Below are 19,175 nucleotides of genomic sequence, written 5' to 3'. Positions count from 1 at the left end.
TAAAACTAAATTGCGATTGGAGGAGTGCTTATGAGGGAACTCTTTGAGCCGGGTACAGAAGCTGTCTTTCAGCTATTTTCTAGTGTTCATCAGTATACACTTGCAGCATTCCTGCTGATGATAATCCTGCTATTCTCGCTTCGTAAACCGCTGAGAAATCCCCGTATTAATGTTATTGCACGGGTTGGATTATTTCTTGTGCTGATCATTTCCGAAATTAGCCTGCAGGCTTGGCTTTGGTGGAGCGGCCATTGGAGCTACCAATATTCGCTGCCCCTTCATCTGAGCAGTATCTCACTCATCCTCTCAGCCCTTTTACTTTTAACCAAAAGATATGCATTGTTTGAATTCACCTATTTTGTCGGTGTCGGCAGCGCGCTGCAGGCGATGATCACGCCGGACATCAGCCTGTATACCTTCCCACACTACCGCTATATCCATTTCTTTGTTTCCCATGGAGGAACTGTGGTAGCCAACCTGTTCATGGTATTTGTAGCCGGATACAGGCCGACCGGGAAATCCATTTGGAAAGCGTTTCTCTGGCTGAACGTCTATACACTCATCGTATTTATCGTCAACTTCCTGATTGAAGGAAACTATATGTACATCTCCGAAAAACCCGTCAATCCGTCGCTGATTGACTATCTCGGACCATGGCCGTGGTACATCCTTTCATTAGAAGCCATTACGCTTGTTACCTTCTTTATTTTATATTTGCCGTTCTGGCTTACAAAGCGGCTGGACAGACAAAAGCCGCAACAATAAACAAGCTATAAGCAAAAAAGAGCCCAGAAATATTCTCTGAGCTCCTTATTTTTATCTGCTTGAAAAACTTGTCGGGCCTACATAAGGACCTTTTTATACTCCATAAAATTTTGGATAAGCTGTTCGGGCACCTGGAGGATATCCTGTTCCTGATCCTACCGAGTCTAATCCCGAATAGCCGACAAATGGGTACGCATTATCCTGGTATCCGGCTCCGCCTAAAGCTGGGTAGCCCTCTCCGACAGATCCCGGATATCCCCCTATACCTGCACCGGGATATCCTCCTATACCTGCGCCTGGATATCCTCCTATACCTGCGCCTGGATATCCTCCTATACCCGCGCCTGGATATCCTCCTATACCCGCGCCTGGATATCCTCCTATATTTGCTCCAGGATAACCGGCAGGAGGAAGGTAGGAACCTCCTGGAAATCCAGCTTCAGGATACCCGTATGGTCGCGGTGGCAATGGACGTGGTGAAGAAAATGCACCACCAAGTAATCCACCCGCAAACCCACCTGCTAAACCACCTAAAAACGGCCACCATCCGATACCAGCGCCGAATCTATAGTCATTTGGTTGATTGTAATTCACATATGGATACATACTGACGAACCTCCTCTTCTTAATGTTATATGCACCACCCTTTGTTTTCGTTTGGGCCCAGTGAGTATTGAGACCGGGGTTCTTTTTAAATCAGCGTTCATACAGTCATGACTGATTAAAGTGGAGCCAAAACTGTAGGTCATTGAATTGTGCTAGATGAAGTTCGTATTACATCAAGTAAATCCATTACATCCTTGCCGAATCGTTGTTAAATATCCAATTCCATTACCGTTGAAATCGGTTTAAAACCTAAGTTTTCGCAGAGGATTCTGGAAGGGTTCCCTTCGAACACATTAAGCTGGATCGTCCTTATCCCCTGTCCCTTAAACTCTTGAATCGCCGCTGCTGTTAGGTCCTTGCCAATACCTGATTTTCTGTATTTTGGAAATACATATACACTAAGAAGGTTCCCAATGACCTGATTCTTCACCATATTCAACTCTGTAGCCAACAATATCCATCCCTTCAGCCGGCGATTCTCTTCATCAATGAGAAAATAGCCCCCGGATTGGATGATGGGCATAAATAAGTTATAAGCATTTTGAACACTGTTTTCTGCGTATCCCATCGAGCTCTCCTTCATCACCTTCCCAGAAAGCTGAACAATATAGTTTGCCTCTGCTTGAGTCGCTCTTCTGATCGTCATTAAAAAGACCTCAATTCAAACTAATATGTACTAATATATAGAAAGTCTCCGATATGGGTGCTTGGCTTTGTACATAGAATTGATATCACAAAAAAAATCACCAAAAAAAATAAAGCATAAAGTTTCCAAACGGAAATTTTATGCTTTACGTCACAAAACAAAATAAAAATCCACCAACATATGTATTGGTGGAGACGGTGGGAGTCGAACCCACGTCCAAAGATATTGGCACTTAAGCTTCTACGAGTGTAGTCGGCATATTGGCGATTCGCTGGTCCTTTTGCCTACCGACAGGCGGCCGGCCAGCTAGCCTGGTTGTTCTCTTCCTTCATCCTCAGGCGGTGGAATCCGGCGTAGCCCACTTAGAGTGAGTCCGCTACCCTACCACATGGGCGATGGAGGGGCGAACCGCTATGCAGTATTAAGCTGCGAAAGCGAAGTTGTTGTTTTCTTTGCCAGTTATAGGCGTTGACGTTTTTACGAGGCCGATCCCCTCGACTCGCCACCTAAGCTCAAACTACCCCTGTCGAATCCGTAACGTCCCCATATAAAAGGTTGCTGTATCCATGATACAGACGTTAGGAGAACTCGGTAAGCCGAGCATTAAGTTATGCTGTCACTAACTGGTGACAATTATTATTATAACACACTGAGTACTTTTTTCAACTGGTACACTCTTCCTCAGCTGACAAGCTTACATTTTCTGGCGTTCGCGGAATGCACGCTCAATATCACGGCCTGCTTCCTTCTTCTTTAGCGTCTCACGCTTGTCATAGTTCTTTTTACCCTTACCAAGACCGATTAAAACCTTCGCGTATCCGTTCTTTAGGTAAATCTTCAATGGCACCAGCGCATATCCTGCTTCCTTCGTTTCACCAATCAGCTGATTGATCTGGCGTTTGTGAAGCAAAAGCTTTCTTGTCCGCAGCGGGTCATGGTTATAACGGTTTCCCTGTTCATATGGGCTGATGTGCAGGTTATATAAGAATAACTCACCATTATGGACTTTCGCGTATGAATCCTTTAGCTGGACGCGTCCGTTACGGATTGATTTAATCTCTGTTCCCTGAAGAACTACTCCGGCTTCATAAGTTTCTTCGATGAAATAGTCGTGGTTTGCTTTTTTATTTTGTGCGACGACTTTTCCCTCACCTTTTGGCATAAAAACTTCCCCCTTCTATTGTTTAACATTTTAGCAAATAACGAACGCTGTCACAATGAAAAGCGCAAGCGCCTTGGTCAGCCCCGACAAGCGCTGCCCGCCGATAACGCCACGTCCTGTGGCTGGCGGGTCTAGCACATCGTGTGCCTCGGAGGGCCGACCAGTGAAGTCGCTCTTTGACTTCATTGGGCGGACCGAAGCGGCTCGAGGGGCTAGGCGCTGGAGCTAGACACTAATCTAAGTATACTTTTTTATTAAAGGACAACAGAGAGCCCCTTCATCAGGAGCTCTCTTTTTCAGTTTGCCTATTTTCTCTTTTTGGGTTTGCGTTTTGCGGCTGGGGCGTTCTCAAAGAACTTTTTCTTCTTGCTCTTTGGTTTTGAACCGGAGCCTGAGCCGTCTCTGCCGCCTCCTGATCCTCTTCCGCCAGATCCTCGGCCGCCACGTTTGCCTTCCTCTTCTTTTCCGCGACGCGGCTTCTTCTCGCTGCTGCCAGTCTTGAAGACCTTTGGTGCCGCAGGGCGTTCACGTCTTGGAGTACCTTTCATGCCGACAATTTCGAAATCGATAGAGCGCTCATCTTTATTGACTTTGATGACGCGGACGGTGATTTCATCCCCGATTCTGAAGACATTGCCTGTTCGCTCGCCAATCATCGCTAGATGGCGTTCATCATAGCGGTAATAATCATCTGTCATGTAGCTGACATGTACTAGGCCTTCAATTGTGTTAGGAAGCTCGACAAACATCCCAAAGTTCGTAACGGAACTGATGATTCCATCGTATTCCGTCCCAACTTTATCTTCCATGTACTCGGCTTTCTTCAGCTCATCTGTTTCACGTTCGGCTTCAACAGCTCTGCGCTCCATATTGGATGAATGCTCGGCGATATCCGGCAGCATTGCATTCCATTTTTCCTTCGTTGCCTGGTCGAGCTTGCCTTCGATCAAGTAGGTCCTGATCAAGCGGTGGACAATCAAGTCAGGATAACGACGAATTGGTGATGTGAAGTGCGTGTAGAACTCTGTTGATAGACCAAAGTGTCCAAGGCTTTCTGGATAGTATTTCGCCTGTTGCATCGAACGGAGCATGACAGTTGAAACCACCATTTCCTCCGGCTTCCCCTGGACTTCCTCGATGATTTCCTGCAGGGCTCTTGGGTGCACTCCGTTTGCGGATCCTCTGACAAGGTATCCGAAGTTTGTAATGAAATCAAAGAATTTTCTCAGCTTATCCTCTTTTGGATCTTCGTGAATACGATAGATGAATGGCACATCAAGCCAGTGGAAATGCTCGGCGACCGTTTCGTTCGCCGCCAGCATGAATTCCTCGATCAGCTTTTCAGCGACTGAACGCTCTCGCAAAACGACATCCGTTGGGTGACCTTCTTCATCAACCAGTACCTTTGATTCTTTAAAATCAAAATCGATGGCGCCTCTTTCCATCCTTTTTTTACGAAGGATAGCGGCAAGCTCTTCCATCATCTCGAACATTGGCACAAGAGATTCGTAACGTGAGCGCGTTTCTTCGTCTTGATCAACGAGAATCCTGTTCACATCGAAATACGTCATTCGCTCTGTCGTCTTGATGACACTCTGGTAGATTTCATGGTCTACGACTTGTCCATCTGGAGTGATCTCCATATTACAAGACAGCGTCAGTCGGTCGACTTTCGGATTCAGCGAGCAAATACCGTTTGATAAGCGATGCGGAATCATTGGGATAACCCGGTCAACCAAATAAACACTCGTTGCACGGTCTTCTGCTTCACGGTCAATTGGAGAATCCTCGGTTACATAGTACGTAACATCGGCGATATGGACACCAAGCTTATAGTTGCCGTTTTCAAGTCTTGTGACCTGGACTGCATCGTCAAGGTCCTTTGCATCGGCGCCATCAATTGTGACGATGACTTCATCACGGAGGTCACGGCGGTTCGCAATCTCACTCTCATTGATCTGGTCCGGCGCTTCATTCGCCTGCTTGAGAACTTCATCCGGGAACTCCATAGGCAATCCGTGCTTGTGGATGACCGACAGGATATCGACGCCCGGGTCATTTTTATGGCCGAGGATCGCGGTAACCTCACCCTCAGCACTTTTCCGTCCTTCAGGATAGCTCGTCAATTTTACGACGACCTTATGCCCTTCGACTGCACCCATCCCTGCCTCTTTCGGAATAAAGATGTCACTTGTAAACTTTTTATCATCCGGAATCACAAAACCGAAATGCTTGCTTTCGGTATAGGTACCAACGATTTGCGAGACACCTCTTTCGAGAATGCGGACAACTGTTCCTTCTCGGCGCTGCCCAGAGCTGTCCGATGATACTCGCACAAGGACTGTGTCACCGTTCATCGCATTGCTCGTTTCATTCGGCGGAATGAAGATATCGTCCATGCCCTGTTCTTCGGTGATAATAAATGCAAACCCCTTGGCATGAGCACTGTAACGTCCGCGTACGAGATTCATTTTTTCAGGAAGTCCGTACCTATCACTTCGAGTTCTAACGACTAGCCCCTTTTCCTCCATAACCACTAGCGCTTTTACAAAATCCTTGAATGTCGAGGAGTCCTCGATCCCAAAGGCGCTTTCCAGTTCCTGGACTGTAAGAGGTTTGTAAGCTTCATCCTTCATATAATGCAATAGCCTGTCTATATGGCCTTTAATATTCTCATCCATTAATAAATCCCTCCTTTATTGGGCTATTTTCGTAATATTGTCGCTCATGGTGCAAAAAAACAACACAATAAATTTTTCATATGTTTTTATTCTTTCCAATTTAATGACTCAAGAAACTCGTAAACATCTTCGTGCAGCTGATCACGTTCTTTATCAAGAGTGATGACATGCCCTGATTCCTCATACCACTTCAGCTTTTTATGTTCAGACTCGATGTTGTCATGGATGATATTCGCACTGTCAGGGTCAATGATGATATCATGTCGCGCCTGGACAACAAACGTCGGGGTATAAATCATGTCGATGCTTCCTCGGACTTCCTTGATGAGTTCCTGGAGGTCTTTCAGAGTGGCCATCGATTTTTGTTCGAGCTCCTTTACTTCCGCCTCGATTTGCTCTTCAGGCTTGCCTTCCATCCTCTTATATTCGCGTGCATACTCAAGGACACCCCGGTACATCAACTCTTCCGTCTTAAGATGCATCGGTGCGCACATTGGCACGATTCCCTTGAGTGGCTTTGTATATCCGAGTTTCAGCGAAAGGACACCGCCCAGAGATAAACCAGCTACCGCAATCTCCTCATAGCCTTCGTTTTTAAGGAATTCGTAGCCATCAAGCGCATCCTGCCACCAATCCTCAGGACCAGTATGTATCAGTTCTTCAGGCGGGACACCATGTCCTTTAAAAACAGGCGCATGGCATGTATATCCTTTTCCTTCTAAAAATCGGCCCATCATCCTGACATCCGCAGAATTACCGGTAAATCCATGCAGCAGCAATACCGCTCTTTTTCCAGATTTAAATGTAAAAGGTCTTGGTACTAACTTTCTCATTTTCCTACTCCCTCTATCAGATATCTTCCTTAGTTTTAACAAACATACTTGTAACATTCAATTAAAAGCCTTTAAATATGTAAATACCCATATTCACCAGAAATATGTGAGTTTTTTGCTTAAGTAAACACAATAAAACCCGGCCTCTATGAAGCCGGGTCATTGTGTGTATTATAGTTCGAAATAAGTAACGGCAATAGTCAAAACAAAAAATAAAACAGACAACACGATCGTGACACGGTGCAGGACAAGATCAAGGCCTCTTGCCTTCTGCTTGCCAAACAATTGCTCAGCGCCGCCCGAAATCGCACCGGACAGACCAGCACTCTTTCCTGATTGAAGAAGAACAACTCCAATAAGAGCAATACTGACGATCACTAAAAGAACAACTAACAATGTATGCATGACGTACCTCCCGATAAAACTGTTAACAGTATTTTTAATTTATCACATTTTCAGGAATGAAACAATACTTGTCCGAACAGTTCCTAATTTATGCATAAAAAACTAACTGTTAGCGTAATGGAGCCGGGAGAATAGAGTGAGATCTGTATAGCAAATCAGAAACTGTCGTACATTGATATCCATTTTTATATAAGATTTTAAGAATGTCTTCCACCGCTTTTACCGTTTGCGAACGGTCTCCACCTGCATCATGGAAAATAATGATATCTCCAGACTTTGTGTCAGAGATAACATTTTGTGTGATTTTTGCCGCTCCAGGCCTGCTCCAATCCCTTGTCTCCTGATGCCATGACCAGAGAATCACATTGTAGTCAGCCTCTATGGCAGTGTCGACGATTTCCTTGTCATAATAACCAGCGATTGGCCGAAAGAGGGTTGGGGTGACACCAGTTATCCCTTTGATAACAGCGGCATTTTTCTCGAGTTCTTTTTTCAGCATGGCTGATGAGTAGCCGTCGCGGAAACGATGGCGGTACGTATGATTGCCGATCTCATGCCCTTCATCTGCCTGTCTTTCAATGATTTCAGGGTATTTTTCAGCTTCTTCACCAATCACAAAAAAAGTAGCCTTAGCATTGTATTTCTTTAAAGCATCAAGGATTTGCGTAGTATAGGCAGGATCCGGCCCATCATCAAATGTGAAGGCAACTAACTTCTCCTCCACAGGAATATCCCAATAAACATGCCCAGTCTTCTCGAATTTTGCTCTTTTGATTGAGGAAGGTGTGGCTGATGCTGGCTCGACAGTATTTATAGTTAAAACCATCATCAGGGCAGCAGCCAGGATGATTCTCTTCATTTGGATCCGCTCCAATCTTTTAGTTTCTAACTACTATTGTGAGGATTTGTCAGCCAGTTTATTTCTTGGAGAGGATGTTTTTTGAGGCCAATTTTGACCCAGTAACCGTCAGAGTACTTTTACTATCGGACACTTTTCTCGAAATTCCTCTTCTGTTTGTCCTTTAGAGCTTACAAAAAAACGCCGGCAGCATCGTCATGCTACCGGCGTCATATTTTACGGAGAGTTAAGTTGACTCCGTAATATTACTTCTTAAGGTTGTAGAAAGATTTGATTCCGTTGAAGCGAGCTGTTTCGCCAAGCTGGTCTTCGATGCGAAGAAGCTGGTTGTACTTCGCTACGCGGTCTGTACGTGATGGTGCACCAGTCTTGATTTGACCAGCGTTTGTTGCTACTGCGATGTCAGCGATTGTTGAATCTTCTGTTTCACCAGAGCGGTGAGAGATTACAGCTGTGTAGCCTGCGCGCTTCGCCATTTCGATTGCGTCGAAAGTTTCTGTCAAAGTACCAATTTGGTTAACCTTGATCAGGATTGAGTTGCCAACGCCTTGCTCGATACCTTGAGCAAGCTTCTTCGTGTTTGTTACGAACAGGTCATCACCAACTAGCTGAACTTTGCCGCCAAGGCGCTCAGTCAGTAGCTTGTGGCCTTCCCAGTCGTTTTCATCCAAACCGTCTTCGATTGAGATGATTGGGTATTTAGAAGCCATTTCTGCGTACCAGTCAACCATTTCAGCAGATGTCTTAACAACGCCTTCACCAGAAAGGTGGTACTTGCCGTCTTCCTTGTTGTAGAACTCAGAAGATGCAGAGTCCATAGCTAGCATTACTTGCTCTCCTGGCTTATAGCCTGCTTTTTCGATCGCTGTTACGATTGTTTGAAGAGCTTCTTCGTTTGAACCTAGGTTTGGAGCGAATCCGCCTTCGTCACCTACAGCTGTGTTCAAGCCTTTTTCTTTTAAAACTGCCTTCAGGCTGTGGAAGATTTCAGCTCCCATGCGAAGTGCTTCACGGAAGTTTTCAGCGCCAACAGGCATGACCATGAATTCCTGGATGTCAACGTTGTTGTCAGCATGCTCGCCGCCGTTAACGATGTTCATCATTGGAACTGGAAGCTGCTTGGAGTTGAAGCCGCCAAGGTATTGGTATAAAGGAAGATCTAGATAGTCTGCAGCAGCGTGGGCAACAGCCATGGATACGCCAAGGATTGCGTTAGCGCCTAGCTTACCTTTGTTTTCTGTTCCATCTAATTCAATTAGCGCCTGGTCGATACCGATCTGGTCAAGAACGTTGAACTCTTCGCCAACCAAGAATGGAGCGATGATTTCGTTCACGTTTTCAACTGCTTTTAATACACCTTTTCCAAGGTAGCGGCCTTTATCGCCGTCACGAAGTTCAACTGCTTCGTATTCACCTGTTGAAGCACCACTTGGAACTAATGCGCGTCCGAATGCGCCTGATTCTGTGAAAACTTCTACCTCAACTGTTGGGTTACCGCGGGAATCTAATACTTCACGTGCATATACGTCTGTAATGAATGGCATGGCAATCTCTCCTTATTGTTAAAAGTTATTTTTTAATCAATGATGTTCCAGTCATTTCGGCTGGTTTATCGAGTCCAAGTAATTCTAGCATAGTCGGTGCAAGGTCGCCGAGGATTCCGTCTTTACGAAGCTCAACGCCTTCCTTTGTGACAATGACAGGCACGGGATTTGTTGTGTGGGCTGTCATCGGGTTTCCTTCAAGTGTCACGACTTCGTCTGCATTACCGTGGTCAGCAGTGATGATCGCCGTTCCACCCTTTGAAACAATCAGGTCAACGATACGTCCGAGGCACTCGTCAACTGTCTCGACAGCCTGGATTGTTGGCTCAAGCATACCTGAGTGTCCAACCATGTCAGGGTTCGCAAAGTTCAACAAAATCGCATCGAAGTTTTCCGCTTCGATTTCCTTGAGCAATGCATCCGTCACTTCATAAGCGCTCATTTCCGGCTGCAAGTCATATGTTGCAACCTTAGGCGAGTTAATCAGGATCCGCTTTTCGCCAGGGAATTCCTGCTCACGTCCGCCGCTCATGAAGAACGTTACGTGCGGATATTTTTCCGTTTCAGCAATACGAAGCTGAGTCATTCCAGCCTGTGAAATCACTTCACCGACTGTGTTATCAAGGTTAGATGGCTCGAACGCCACATAACCGTCAACGGTCTCACTGAAGTGAGTCAAGCAGACAAAGTGAAGGTTCTCAGGATGAGCTTCGCCTCGGTCGAATGAACGGAAGTCTTTATTTGTAAAAGTGTTGGATATCTGGATTGCGCGGTCAGGACGGAAGTTGTAGAAAATTACAGCATCGTCGTTCTGGATCGTCGCAACAGGTGAACCATCTTTTTTCACAAGGACAGATGGGACAACGAATTCATCAAAGATTCCGTTATTATAGTTATCTTCGATTAATTCCATAGGGTTCGAATACGTAGGTCCGTCGCCGTACACCATCGAACGGTAGGATTTCTCCACACGTTCCCAGCGCTTGTCGCGGTCCATAGAATAGTATCGCCCAGAAATCGTCGCAAATTCACCGACACCGATTTCGTTCATTTTTTCTAATGTTTGTTCAATATATCCTGGCGCTGTTTTCGGTCCGACATCGCGTCCGTCAAGGAATCCGTGTACATATACCTTTTCCAGACCTTCGCTGGCAGCAAGCTTCAACAAAGCAAACATATGCTCAATATGGCTGTGTACGCCGCCGTCAGACAGCAATCCCATCAAATGGAGGGCAGTGCCTTTTTCCTTTGCATGCTTGATCGCTGCAAGGAAGGTTTCATTTTGTTCAAATTCGCCTTCACGAATCGAAATATTCACTCGTGTAAGACTCTGGTAAACGATGCGGCCAGCACCGATGTTCAGGTGTCCAACCTCCGAGTTACCCATTTGGCCCTCTGGCAGGCCTACCGCTTCACCGCTCGCAATTAACTGTGCATGCGGGAAATGGTTCCAGTAGCGGTCAAAGTTCGGCTTTTTCGCCTGGGCAACGGCGTTTCCCATCCGTTCGCCTCGCAACGCGAAGCCGTCCAGAATAATCAAAGCTGTTGGTGACTGTTTACTCATGAGTACCTGCCTCCAATAATTGCAAGAAGGAATCCGTCTCAAGGCTTGCTCCGCCAACCAATGCGCCGTCGATGTCTGGCTGTGACATGTATTCCTGGATGTTAGCCGGCTTTACGCTTCCACCGTATTGGATGCGGACTGCTTCAGCCACTTCTGGCGAAAATTGCTCTGCAACCACCTTGCGGATGTGTGCGCAAGTTTCGTTTGCATCTTCAGCAGTAGAAGACTTACCAGTTCCAATCGCCCAGATTGGTTCATAAGCGATGACAGTCTGCTTGACCTGCTCATCAGTTAGGCCATTAAGAGCTGCTTTGATCTGGCCGCCAACGAACTCATTTGTTTCGCCATTCTCGCGTTGCTCAAGTGTTTCACCGCAGCAAACGATTGGAGTCAGGTTATATTTGAATGCAGACAAAGTCTTTTTGTTAACAGAGTCATCTGTTTCATTGAACATTTCACGGCGTTCTGAGTGTCCGATGATGACATATTTCGCACCGATGTCTTCCAATGCCTTCGGGCTGACTTCGCCTGTAAAAGCTCCGCTTTCTTCGAAGTGCATGTTTTGCGCCCCGACTTCAACGGCTGAATTCTGTGTTAGCTCAACTAGCTGTCCAAGGAACAAAGCAGGAGCACACACAACAGATTCAACCTTGTCCTTTGAAGGAACAAGACCGCTCACTTTTTCAATAAAATCCTTTGCTTCAGGCAGCGTTTTATGCATTTTCCAGTTACCTGCAATGATAGGTTTTCGCATGCTGACACTTCCTTTCAAGATTGCTGCACAATGCAGCATTTTAATGCTTTTAAAAATGCCTCTGGATGTTGGGCTTAATTAGCTATGTTAAATTAGACTATTGATTTCCGTTCCAGGCGCTTCGCTTTCCGCGGGGCTGGCGGTGAGCCTCCTCGTCGCCGTTGGCGTCTGCGGGGTCTCACCTGTCCAGCTGATCCCGCAGGAGTCTGCGCGCCTTCCACTGCAATCAACAGGTGTTAAAAATGTAGTAAGCTTTTACACAGCCATTTTTCAAAAATAATGGCTACAGCAGTGGTCAAGATCCGCACCCATACACTGCTGCCGGCACCGCCTGTATTCTATAAAACAAAACTTACTTATCGTTCAATGCCACTACGCCTGGTAGCTGCTTGCCTTCCATGAATTCAAGGGAAGCACCGCCGCCAGTGGAAATGTGGCTCATTTTTTCAGCTAGGCCGAATTTTTCTACAGCCGCTGCAGAGTCTCCTCCGCCGATAACCGAATATGTATCATTAGCATCGGCTAAAGCTTGTGCTACAGCTTTCGTACCTCCTGCGAACTTGTCGATTTCAAATACGCCCATTGGTCCGTTCCAGATGACTAATTTGGACTTTTGAATCACATCGCGGTAAGTTTCAGCTGTCTTTGGCCCGATATCAAGAGCTTCCCAATCCGCAGGAATTTCTTCAATCGCAACGACCTTTGTATTCGCATCAGCAGAAAAATCATCAGCAACGATGGCGTCAACAGGCATGTAGAAGTTAACACCCTTCGCCTTTGCCTTTTCCATGAAGCTCTTAGCCAACTCAATTTTATCTTCTTCTAAAAGAGATTTGCCGATTTCGTGGCCCTGTGCTTTTACGAAAGTATAAGCAAGTCCGCCGCCGATGATCAGGTTATCTACTTTTTCCAATAGGTTGTCGATTACGCCGATCTTATCTTTAACCTTCGCGCCGCCGATGATAGCTGTGAACGGACGCTCTGGATTTAATAATGCTTTTCCAAGAACTTCAAGCTCTTTTTCCATTAGGAAGCCTGAAACTGCAGGAAGATGCTTCGCGATGCCTTCTGTTGAAGCATGCGCACGGTGGGCAGCTCCGAATGCATCATTCACATACACGTCTGCAAGTTCTGCAAATGCTTGTGCAAGGTCAGAATCGTTCTTCTCTTCGCCAGGATAGAAGCGGACATTCTCAAGAAGCAGGACATCGCCTTCGTTCATGCTGTCGATTTCAGATTTCACAGACTCGCCATGTGCTTCGTCTGTTTTCTTTACATCTTTGCCAAGCAGCTCGGACAAACGCTTTGCTACTGGAGTCAAACGCAATTCTTCAACAGCCTGCCCTTTTGGACGGCCAAGGTGGCTTGCAAGAAGGACTTTAGCTCCCTGCTCAACTAGATACTGGATTGTTGGAAGGGCTGCACGGATCCTTGTATCATCGGTAACCTGTCCATCCTTCATCGGCACGTTAAAATCAACGCGGCAAAAAACTCGTTTTCCTTTTACATCCACATCTTTAACTGTCTTTTTATTCAAGGCTAGAGACCTCCTTTAAAATCGCGCTAATGCGCGTTTAAGCAGAAAAAGAGGAGAGGGACTTTTCCCCGCTCCCCAATTCATCCCACTACATTATAGTCGTTAATGGATGGTTTATCCAATAATAGCTTACAGACCTTTTTTAGCGATGAAATCAACAAGGTCAACTACGCGGTTAGAGTAACCAGACTCATTGTCGTACCAAGAGATTACTTTTACCATGCTGCCTTCCATAACCATTGTTGAAAGTGCGTCGATTGTAGAAGAGTAAGCGTTGCCGTTGTAGTCGCTTGATACAAGCGGCTCTTCGCTGTAGCCAAGGATTCCTTTAAGTTCGCCTTCAGAAGCTTTCTTGAATGCAGCGTTGATTTCTTCAACTGTTACGTCTTTGTCAAGCTCAGCAACAAGGTCCACCAATGATACGTTAGGAGTTGGAACACGCATAGCTCCACCGTTCAATTTGCCTTTAAGTTCAGGCAATACTAGAGAAACTGCTTTTGCAGCACCAGTAGTTGTAGGAATGATGTTTTCCGCAGCTGCACGTGCACGACGGTAGTCTTTGTGCGGAAGGTCAAGAATTTGCTGGTCATTTGTGTATGAGTGAACAGTTGTCATCATACCGCGCTTGATTCCGAAGTTGTCGTTCAATACTTTCGCGAATGGAGCCAAGCAGTTTGTAGTACAAGATGCGTTTGAGATTACGTGGTGGTTAGCTGCATCGTACTTGTCATCGTTAACGCCCATTACGATAGTGATATCTTCATCAGATGCTGGAGCAGAGATGATAACTTTCTTAGCGCCTGCTTCTAAGTGTTTCGCAGCGTCAGCACGCTTAGTGAAACGTCCTGTAGATTCAACAACTACTTCTACGCCAAGGTCGCCCCAGCCAAGTTGAGCTGGATCTCTTTCAGCAAGTACTTTTACTTTGTGGCCGTCAACTACAAGGTAGTCACCGTCAACTGTAATTTCTTTATTTAAAGTACCGTGAACTGTGTCATATTTTAAAAGGTGAGCAAGCATGTTTGCATCAGTTAAATCGTTAACTGCTACTACTTCTACGTTAGGGTTGTTTAATGCTGCGCGGAAAACTACGCGTCCAATTCTGCCAAATCCGTTAATACCAACTTTTACTGCCATTGTGTATTTCCTCCTTTGATTCCTTAAAGGTGTTGTTTATATTAAGGTGTTACCCTTGTAACAATTGTTTAGCGGCTCCTTCATCCGTAATCAGGATGGTTGAGGAAGGTGCCTGTTTCATGTAGGCTCTGATCGCCTTTGCCTTCGACTCTCCTCCGGCAACCGCGACGACATCTCCCACATTTTCAAGATCGTCCAATTGAAGGCCGATCGTCAGTACTTTATGGACGATTTCCCCGGCTTCGTTGAAATAATAGCCGAAAGCCTCGCCAACTGCTTTTCCATCGAGGATCTTATGTAAATCCTCTGGACTGGTATTGCGACGTTCTGCCATTGTAATAGCGTCTCCAATACCGTGTAAAACCATGCTTGCTGATTTGACTAAATTCCAAACCTCATAAATCAGCGGTTCTTTGATAAAGGATTTATAAACCTCCGTGCTGACCTGGTCGGGTACATAAAAGACTCTGTTGCGTGAATTCGTGTTGTCCGCCATGATCGCACAAATCGTGTTTGCCTGATTCTTGACGTCCTCGCCTATTCCGCCCCTTGCCGGGACAAACAGCAGGTCCTTCTCCCCGAAGTCGGGTGTCAACATATCAGCAACAGCCGCCATCGTCGATCCCCCAGTCACAGCAATAATATTCTTGCTTTGGAGGAGATCTCTCATGCAATTGGCTGTAGCGCGCCCCAGCTCACTTTTCACCCATGGTGACCGGTCGCTGTCCCCTGGAACAACAATGACTTTCCGTATGCCCATGCGCTCCTGAAGCTGACGTTCTAAGGTGTTTATACCCATAATGTCTCGCATTACTCTTTCAAGACTTTCCAGTATATCTTTTCCCTCTTGAGTCAGCGTCATTCCCTGAACCGACATCGAAATCAGATTCTGGTCTTTCAAAAACTCCACTTCAGAACGCAATACCCGCTCAGTTAGATTGAGGCTAACTGAAAGGTTTCTCCTGCCGACTGGCTGCATCACGTTTATGTACTGCAGGATGAGGTATCGTTTTTGCATAACTTGCAGTAAATCGGGCAATATTCTTTTTTGAATATCAATGAGCGAATGGTCCATGTTGATATTCTCCTTTTAGTGTTGGACTTCAAATGTCCCGCCAAGACATATTATGTCCCACTTGCGGTAAAAAAAATCACCCCTGCTACAAATTTCATTTTAACAGGAGTGAAAACCTTAATCAACTTATAAACTCAAGGTTTTTTCGTGAAAACGCTTCACTTATGAACTTTTTGTTCACAATGCCATATTGCAGCTCTTCGCCGTCCAATTCTACAACAGGAATCATAATTCCATACTTCTCGACAAGCTTGTCATCAAGGTCGATATTGATCTCTTCTATTGTAAAATTCCAATCTTGCTGGAGTTCCTCCAGGATTTCGCGTGCCGTTTCGCACAAATGGCAGCGCGGACGTGAGTAGAGTTTGACTGTTTTTTTCATTTTAGTCTCCTTAGACTGGTTTCTTAGCCTACTTTGGTGGTTATTCGCAGATTTAGGTGCTTTGTTCGCAAAAAAAGAATTTTGTTCGCAAATCCAGGAGCTTTATTCGCAAAAAAATATACTTATTCGCAAATAATCACTATTCATTCGCAAAACGGAAGAGTTTACCAATTCTAATCAAATCGTTTCCGCTTCGACGATGATGGTATGCCCAACTGGTCCCTGTATTTTGCGACTGTTCTGCGTGAGACGACCATTCCTTCTCGTTCCTCAAGCATTTCTACTAGTTTTTGATCTGAAATGGGCTTCTTTTTATCTTCTTCTTTAATATAGTGCTCGATTGCTGCTTTTACTTTTTGTGAGGAAGCCTGGTCATTCTCTGTCGTGGCTATCGCACTTGTAAAAAATGATTTCAATTCGTATGTGCCGGATGGTGTCTGCATGTATTTTTCCCGGACAGTGCGGCTTACAGTCGATTCGTGGATTTCGAGCTCATCGGCAACTTCCCTCATCGTCATAGGATTCAGATGGGCAGATCCGATCAAAAAGAAATCCCGCTGCTTTTCAATGATTTTCATCGATACTTTCAGCAGCGTTTCCTTCCTTTGTTCCAGGCTGCGCTGAATCCACTGGTAATCCCCCTGCTTTTCCTGAAGGAATTTATTCACTTCAGGGTCCCGGTGCCCAGATAGCTGTCTGAAATATCCGTCATTAAAGGAAACCTTCGGAATCAGCGCGTCAAACACGCTGACTGAAAGCTCGTCACCATCACGCTTGACTACCACGTCAGGCACAATATAGGCAGATTTTTCACGCTGGAAAGTCGCACCTGGTTTTGGATTCAGCTGCTGGATATCGTCATGGACCTTCTGGATGTCCTTCAAACCAACGTTCAGCATTTTCGCAATTGCCTTCCACTTTTTCTCGGCAAAAAGAAGGAAGTGGTCGCGGATAATCGTTATTGCCAGTTCATTTTCTGATGTCCGGCTTTGTCTTATTAATTGAAGCAACAGGCACTCCTGAAGGTCCTTTGCCGCAATACCAGCCGGGTCCAATGACTGGAGTTTGAAGAAAGCGGAATCGATGATTTCTTCCTCCACTCCGAACTTTTCCCCGAGGTTTTCTCTTTCAATGGTCAAGTAACCGTTTTCATCTATGTTTTCAATCAATACTTGTAAAATCAACTTTTCTTCAGGCAACGCTTTTAGCAAATTCAATTGAGAAAGTAGATAGTCTTCGAGCGTGTCACTCTCACCCGAGCCAATCTGCTCAATCAAGTTTTTCTGGTCCCGTTCGAATGTCTTTCTTTTCGTTTTTCGTGTACGGTCCATACTGGCATCAAAATGAGAGATGTTTTTAAAGTCTACTTGCATCAGGGGATTTTCCATTGATTTAGCTTCAAGAAATGCCGCAAGCTCCTGTGCTGAGTATTGCAAGAGTGCGATTGCCTGGGTCAGCTCCTGAGTCATCGCCAATTTTAACGTCTGTTTTTGCCATAAACCAGCTTTCAAATCCATCAAAATCACCCCTGCAATCATTTTACATGATAAACAGGCTTTCGTGTATGGAAAGAATTTGGTATGACATCTACTTCGTGTATATAAAAAACCTCTTGCCTGAAATCAGGCAAGAGGCTTTCAGCAGCAAATTTTAGCCGGATCCTCTAAGATTCCGCTGCTTTCCTAAGATTTCATGTTACCTTCTGCGTCTGATAGATCTGTTTACGGCTGGAGTGTTTCTAATTTGAGTATTGCGGATAGGAGTAGTTGGCGCAGGCGGACAATAATTTCCAGGTTGTGCTCCTACTACTGGCGGTTCTTCTTCAGGTACTACACACTCAGGCAACTCAACTGTATAGTTGATAACAGCACTTGTGCTTGCATCATTCACTGTTTCAGAGTTGATGATAATGTCAATATCCTCACATGTAAGTGTTTCTTCTGGGAATGGATTATCATCAATATTGCATGTAAAACTTCGGTAGGTACAGCTTCCGGGATTGTGAAACATGTCGAATTTTCAGGAACTGTTGCTGTGCAATCAAAAGTGTCGATATCTTCTTCTGGGCATACGCAAGCATCTGGGCATATGATACATGCTGGACCGCAAATAACACCGCAAGCTTCAAGTGGTCCAAATTTTAGTGCTGCACATACTTCCTCATCGACTACTGGCGGCAGGTTAAAGACAAAGGCGAATAATTAGGAACTGCCAGCTTCTAAAAAGCCAAGCCCTTCTGGTTGTTCTGTTCCCAAATCATCAAATTTAAAACCAGTTACCCGCAGACCTTCACTACATGGAGATCCCTCAGGGCAAGGGTCTGGGGCAGTGCCAGGATTTTCAAAGGTTTCACCACTTGTAACTTCGTCCAATGGAATCAAATCTGCCAGATCATCTCCAGTGAAAACCTCACTAATAAAAGCCTCGCCAATAAAATCTAGACAAGGTGCATCAATTCCTAATACCCAATCACTCAAAGCGCTTTCAGCGTCTATTTTGTCGATGCGGTAAATCCACCTATAACCTGTGCCAAAACGTTCGATATCCAGCAAAGTATATGAAACGTTGCATCATCAACTTCAATCAAAACTGGTTCAAAGCACGTGTCAGGCACTTGCTGCAATAACTTAAAATGTGGCATTTACATCTTCCTTTCATAAAATATTGAGGTGGAAATGCACCTCTCTATTGCTCTATGAAAGAGAGCAAATGCTTGTTTAGGTGAATGCTCCTAGTCGTATACACTATTTTGAAAGTAATAGGAAAATCCACATATTGTAGTGGCTGAAAATAAAAAAAATCCCGCTGAGCCAAAATTGGACTCAGCGGGATTTTAATGACGCCCTCGGCAGGAATCGAACCCACATCTCAAGAACCGGAATCTTACGTGCTATCCGTTGCACCACGAGGGCATGTTACAAGTTAGCGTTACGCTTACCTATTATAGGTTAAGTTTTCCCGGTTTGCAAGAATGATTTTTTGGAAGGGCAGCCAGTAAGGTTGTTTAAAAATGACAATCTTGGGTAAGATGGATACGGTACAGTAAATTGGAATATATATTATTGTCGAACAGTTTCTGCAGACTATGCAAGCGATTCGTTTGACCTTTATTGACCATGCGTGTATCATGAAACTACATAGGTGTTCTGGCAAACGAACCAGTTTATGCCAGCCTGCAATTTGCCTTTATAAAGGCAGTAACTGCTTTTTTAAGGGCAGTAAATG

The 19,175-nt window shown here is 45.2% G+C and carries 18 protein-coding genes, 1 tRNA gene and 1 other RNA gene; 1 reads left to right on the top strand and 19 read right to left on the bottom strand.

The genetic code is table 11. The annotated features are described in order from the left end of the window. Positions 1-30: 30 nt before the first annotated feature. Positions 31-765, top strand: a complete 735-nt coding sequence (locus DYI25_RS15850; RefSeq protein WP_213370618.1) for a TIGR02206 family membrane protein — start codon at positions 31-33, stop codon at positions 763-765. Positions 766-858: 93 nt separating this feature from the next. On the opposite strand, the gene DYI25_RS15845 is transcribed toward DYI25_RS15850, so the two are convergent. The 19 genes from DYI25_RS15845 to DYI25_RS15755 all read right to left on the bottom strand — a co-directional run bounded on the left by DYI25_RS15845 (position 859) and on the right by DYI25_RS15755 (position 18,862). Further along, positions 859-1,371 carry a hypothetical protein gene (locus DYI25_RS15845; RefSeq protein ID WP_213371306.1) on the bottom strand — a complete coding sequence of 171 codons (513 nt, stop codon included), beginning with the start codon at positions 1,369-1,371 and terminating at the stop codon, positions 859-861. Positions 1,372-1,579: 208 nt separating this feature from the next. Beyond that, complete coding sequence (locus tag DYI25_RS15840; protein ID WP_213370616.1) at positions 1,580-2,017, bottom strand: GNAT family N-acetyltransferase; 438 nt, start codon at positions 2,015-2,017, stop codon at positions 1,580-1,582. Between the two features lie 186 nt (positions 2,018-2,203). Beyond that, positions 2,204-2,562: a transfer-messenger RNA gene (gene ssrA / locus DYI25_RS15835) on the bottom strand. Between the two features lie 149 nt (positions 2,563-2,711). Further along, positions 2,712-3,179, bottom strand: a complete 468-nt coding sequence (gene smpB / locus DYI25_RS15830) for an SsrA-binding protein SmpB (protein WP_102264282.1) — start codon at positions 3,177-3,179, stop codon at positions 2,712-2,714. A gap of 305 nt (positions 3,180-3,484) precedes the next feature. Then, on the bottom strand, positions 3,485-5,860 hold the full coding sequence (rnr, locus tag DYI25_RS15825) for a ribonuclease R (protein ID WP_213370614.1): 2,376 nt from the start codon (positions 5,858-5,860) through the stop codon (positions 3,485-3,487). Positions 5,861-5,946: 86 nt separating this feature from the next. Then, positions 5,947-6,693: an alpha/beta hydrolase gene (locus DYI25_RS15820; RefSeq protein ID WP_213370612.1), complete on the bottom strand. Its 747-nt coding sequence runs from the start codon at positions 6,691-6,693 to the stop codon at positions 5,947-5,949. A gap of 171 nt (positions 6,694-6,864) precedes the next feature. Next, positions 6,865-7,098: a preprotein translocase subunit SecG gene (secG, locus tag DYI25_RS15815; RefSeq protein WP_102264285.1), complete on the bottom strand. Its 234-nt coding sequence runs from the start codon at positions 7,096-7,098 to the stop codon at positions 6,865-6,867. Positions 7,099-7,207: 109 nt separating this feature from the next. After that, entirely contained in the window at positions 7,208-7,957 is a 750-nt protein-coding gene (locus DYI25_RS15810; protein ID WP_213370610.1) for a polysaccharide deacetylase family protein, read from the bottom strand. Positions 7,958-8,202: 245 nt separating this feature from the next. Next, the gene (gene eno, locus DYI25_RS15805) at positions 8,203-9,501 is read right to left on the bottom strand and encodes a phosphopyruvate hydratase (RefSeq protein ID WP_213370609.1); all 1,299 of its coding nucleotides are present in this window, start codon (positions 9,499-9,501) and stop codon (positions 8,203-8,205) included. Between the two features lie 25 nt (positions 9,502-9,526). Beyond that, complete coding sequence (gene gpmI, locus DYI25_RS15800) at positions 9,527-11,065, bottom strand: 2,3-bisphosphoglycerate-independent phosphoglycerate mutase (protein ID WP_213370608.1); 1,539 nt, start codon at positions 11,063-11,065, stop codon at positions 9,527-9,529. Further along, entirely contained in the window at positions 11,058-11,819 is a 762-nt protein-coding gene (gene tpiA, locus DYI25_RS15795; protein WP_213370607.1) for a triose-phosphate isomerase, read from the bottom strand. Before tpiA ends, gpmI begins: the two co-directional genes overlap by 8 nt. A gap of 352 nt (positions 11,820-12,171) precedes the next feature. Continuing rightward, positions 12,172-13,356, bottom strand: a complete 1,185-nt coding sequence (locus tag DYI25_RS15790; protein WP_213370606.1) for a phosphoglycerate kinase — start codon at positions 13,354-13,356, stop codon at positions 12,172-12,174. 129 nt (positions 13,357-13,485) lie between these two features. Continuing rightward, on the bottom strand, positions 13,486-14,493 hold the full coding sequence (gene gap, locus DYI25_RS15785; protein ID WP_213370605.1) for a type I glyceraldehyde-3-phosphate dehydrogenase: 1,008 nt from the start codon (positions 14,491-14,493) through the stop codon (positions 13,486-13,488). Between the two features lie 49 nt (positions 14,494-14,542). Next, positions 14,543-15,568 carry a sugar-binding transcriptional regulator gene (locus DYI25_RS15780; protein ID WP_213370604.1) on the bottom strand — a complete coding sequence of 342 codons (1,026 nt, stop codon included), beginning with the start codon at positions 15,566-15,568 and terminating at the stop codon, positions 14,543-14,545. Positions 15,569-15,689: 121 nt separating this feature from the next. After that, positions 15,690-15,950: a glutaredoxin family protein gene (locus DYI25_RS15775; protein ID WP_213370602.1), complete on the bottom strand. Its 261-nt coding sequence runs from the start codon at positions 15,948-15,950 to the stop codon at positions 15,690-15,692. Positions 15,951-16,123: 173 nt separating this feature from the next. Beyond that, entirely contained in the window at positions 16,124-17,467 is a 1,344-nt protein-coding gene (gene rpoN, locus DYI25_RS15770) for an RNA polymerase factor sigma-54 (RefSeq protein ID WP_213370599.1), read from the bottom strand. A gap of 178 nt (positions 17,468-17,645) precedes the next feature. Beyond that, entirely contained in the window at positions 17,646-17,960 is a 315-nt protein-coding gene (locus tag DYI25_RS15765) for a hypothetical protein (RefSeq protein ID WP_213370597.1), read from the bottom strand. Between the two features lie 191 nt (positions 17,961-18,151). Beyond that, positions 18,152-18,502 (bottom strand): hypothetical protein, encoded by a 351-nt coding sequence (locus DYI25_RS15760; protein ID WP_213370595.1) that lies wholly within the window; start codon positions 18,500-18,502, stop codon positions 18,152-18,154. A gap of 288 nt (positions 18,503-18,790) precedes the next feature. Beyond that, positions 18,791-18,862 (bottom strand) — tRNA-Arg (locus tag DYI25_RS15755). Between the last annotated feature and the right edge of the window lie 313 nt (positions 18,863-19,175).

This window comes from Mesobacillus boroniphilus, assembly GCF_018424685.1.
Classification (GTDB): domain Bacteria; phylum Bacillota; class Bacilli; order Bacillales; family Cytobacillaceae; genus Mesobacillus; species Mesobacillus boroniphilus_A.
This window is presented reverse-complemented; position numbering and strand designations above follow the sequence as displayed.

What these genes read in the sequence shown, in the direction of transcription:
- DYI25_RS15850 (WP_213370618.1), top strand. Translation starts at nt 31, where the DNA reads ATGAGGGAACTCTTTGAGCCGGGTACAGAAGCTGTCTTTCAGCTATTT.
- tpiA (WP_213370607.1), bottom strand. Translation starts at nt 11,819, where the DNA reads ATGCGAAAACCTATCATTGCAGGTAACTGGAAAATGCATAAAACGCTG.
- DYI25_RS15780 (WP_213370604.1), bottom strand. Translation starts at nt 15,568, where the DNA reads ATGGACCATTCGCTCATTGATATTCAAAAAAGAATATTGCCCGATTTA.
- gap (WP_213370605.1), bottom strand. Translation starts at nt 14,493, where the DNA reads ATGGCAGTAAAAGTTGGTATTAACGGATTTGGCAGAATTGGACGCGTA.
- DYI25_RS15765 (WP_213370597.1), bottom strand. Translation starts at nt 17,960, where the DNA reads ATGTTTCACAATCCCGGAAGCTGTACCTACCGAAGTTTTACATGCAAT.
- DYI25_RS15775 (WP_213370602.1), bottom strand. Translation starts at nt 15,950, where the DNA reads ATGAAAAAAACAGTCAAACTCTACTCACGTCCGCGCTGCCATTTGTGC.
- eno (WP_213370609.1), bottom strand. Translation starts at nt 9,501, where the DNA reads ATGCCATTCATTACAGACGTATATGCACGTGAAGTATTAGATTCCCGC.
- smpB (WP_102264282.1), bottom strand. Translation starts at nt 3,179, where the DNA reads ATGCCAAAAGGTGAGGGAAAAGTCGTCGCACAAAATAAAAAAGCAAAC.
- gpmI (WP_213370608.1), bottom strand. Translation starts at nt 11,065, where the DNA reads ATGAGTAAACAGTCACCAACAGCTTTGATTATTCTGGACGGCTTCGCG.
- DYI25_RS15840 (WP_213370616.1), bottom strand. Translation starts at nt 2,017, where the DNA reads ATGACGATCAGAAGAGCGACTCAAGCAGAGGCAAACTATATTGTTCAG.
- secG (WP_102264285.1), bottom strand. Translation starts at nt 7,098, where the DNA reads ATGCATACATTGTTAGTTGTTCTTTTAGTGATCGTCAGTATTGCTCTT.
- rpoN (WP_213370599.1), bottom strand. Translation starts at nt 17,467, where the DNA reads ATGGATTTGAAAGCTGGTTTATGGCAAAAACAGACGTTAAAATTGGCG.
- DYI25_RS15810 (WP_213370610.1), bottom strand. Translation starts at nt 7,957, where the DNA reads ATGAAGAGAATCATCCTGGCTGCTGCCCTGATGATGGTTTTAACTATA.
- rnr (WP_213370614.1), bottom strand. Translation starts at nt 5,860, where the DNA reads ATGGATGAGAATATTAAAGGCCATATAGACAGGCTATTGCATTATATG.
- DYI25_RS15845 (WP_213371306.1), bottom strand. Translation starts at nt 1,371, where the DNA reads ATGTATCCATATGTGAATTACAATCAACCAAATGACTATAGATTCGGC.
- DYI25_RS15820 (WP_213370612.1), bottom strand. Translation starts at nt 6,693, where the DNA reads ATGAGAAAGTTAGTACCAAGACCTTTTACATTTAAATCTGGAAAAAGA.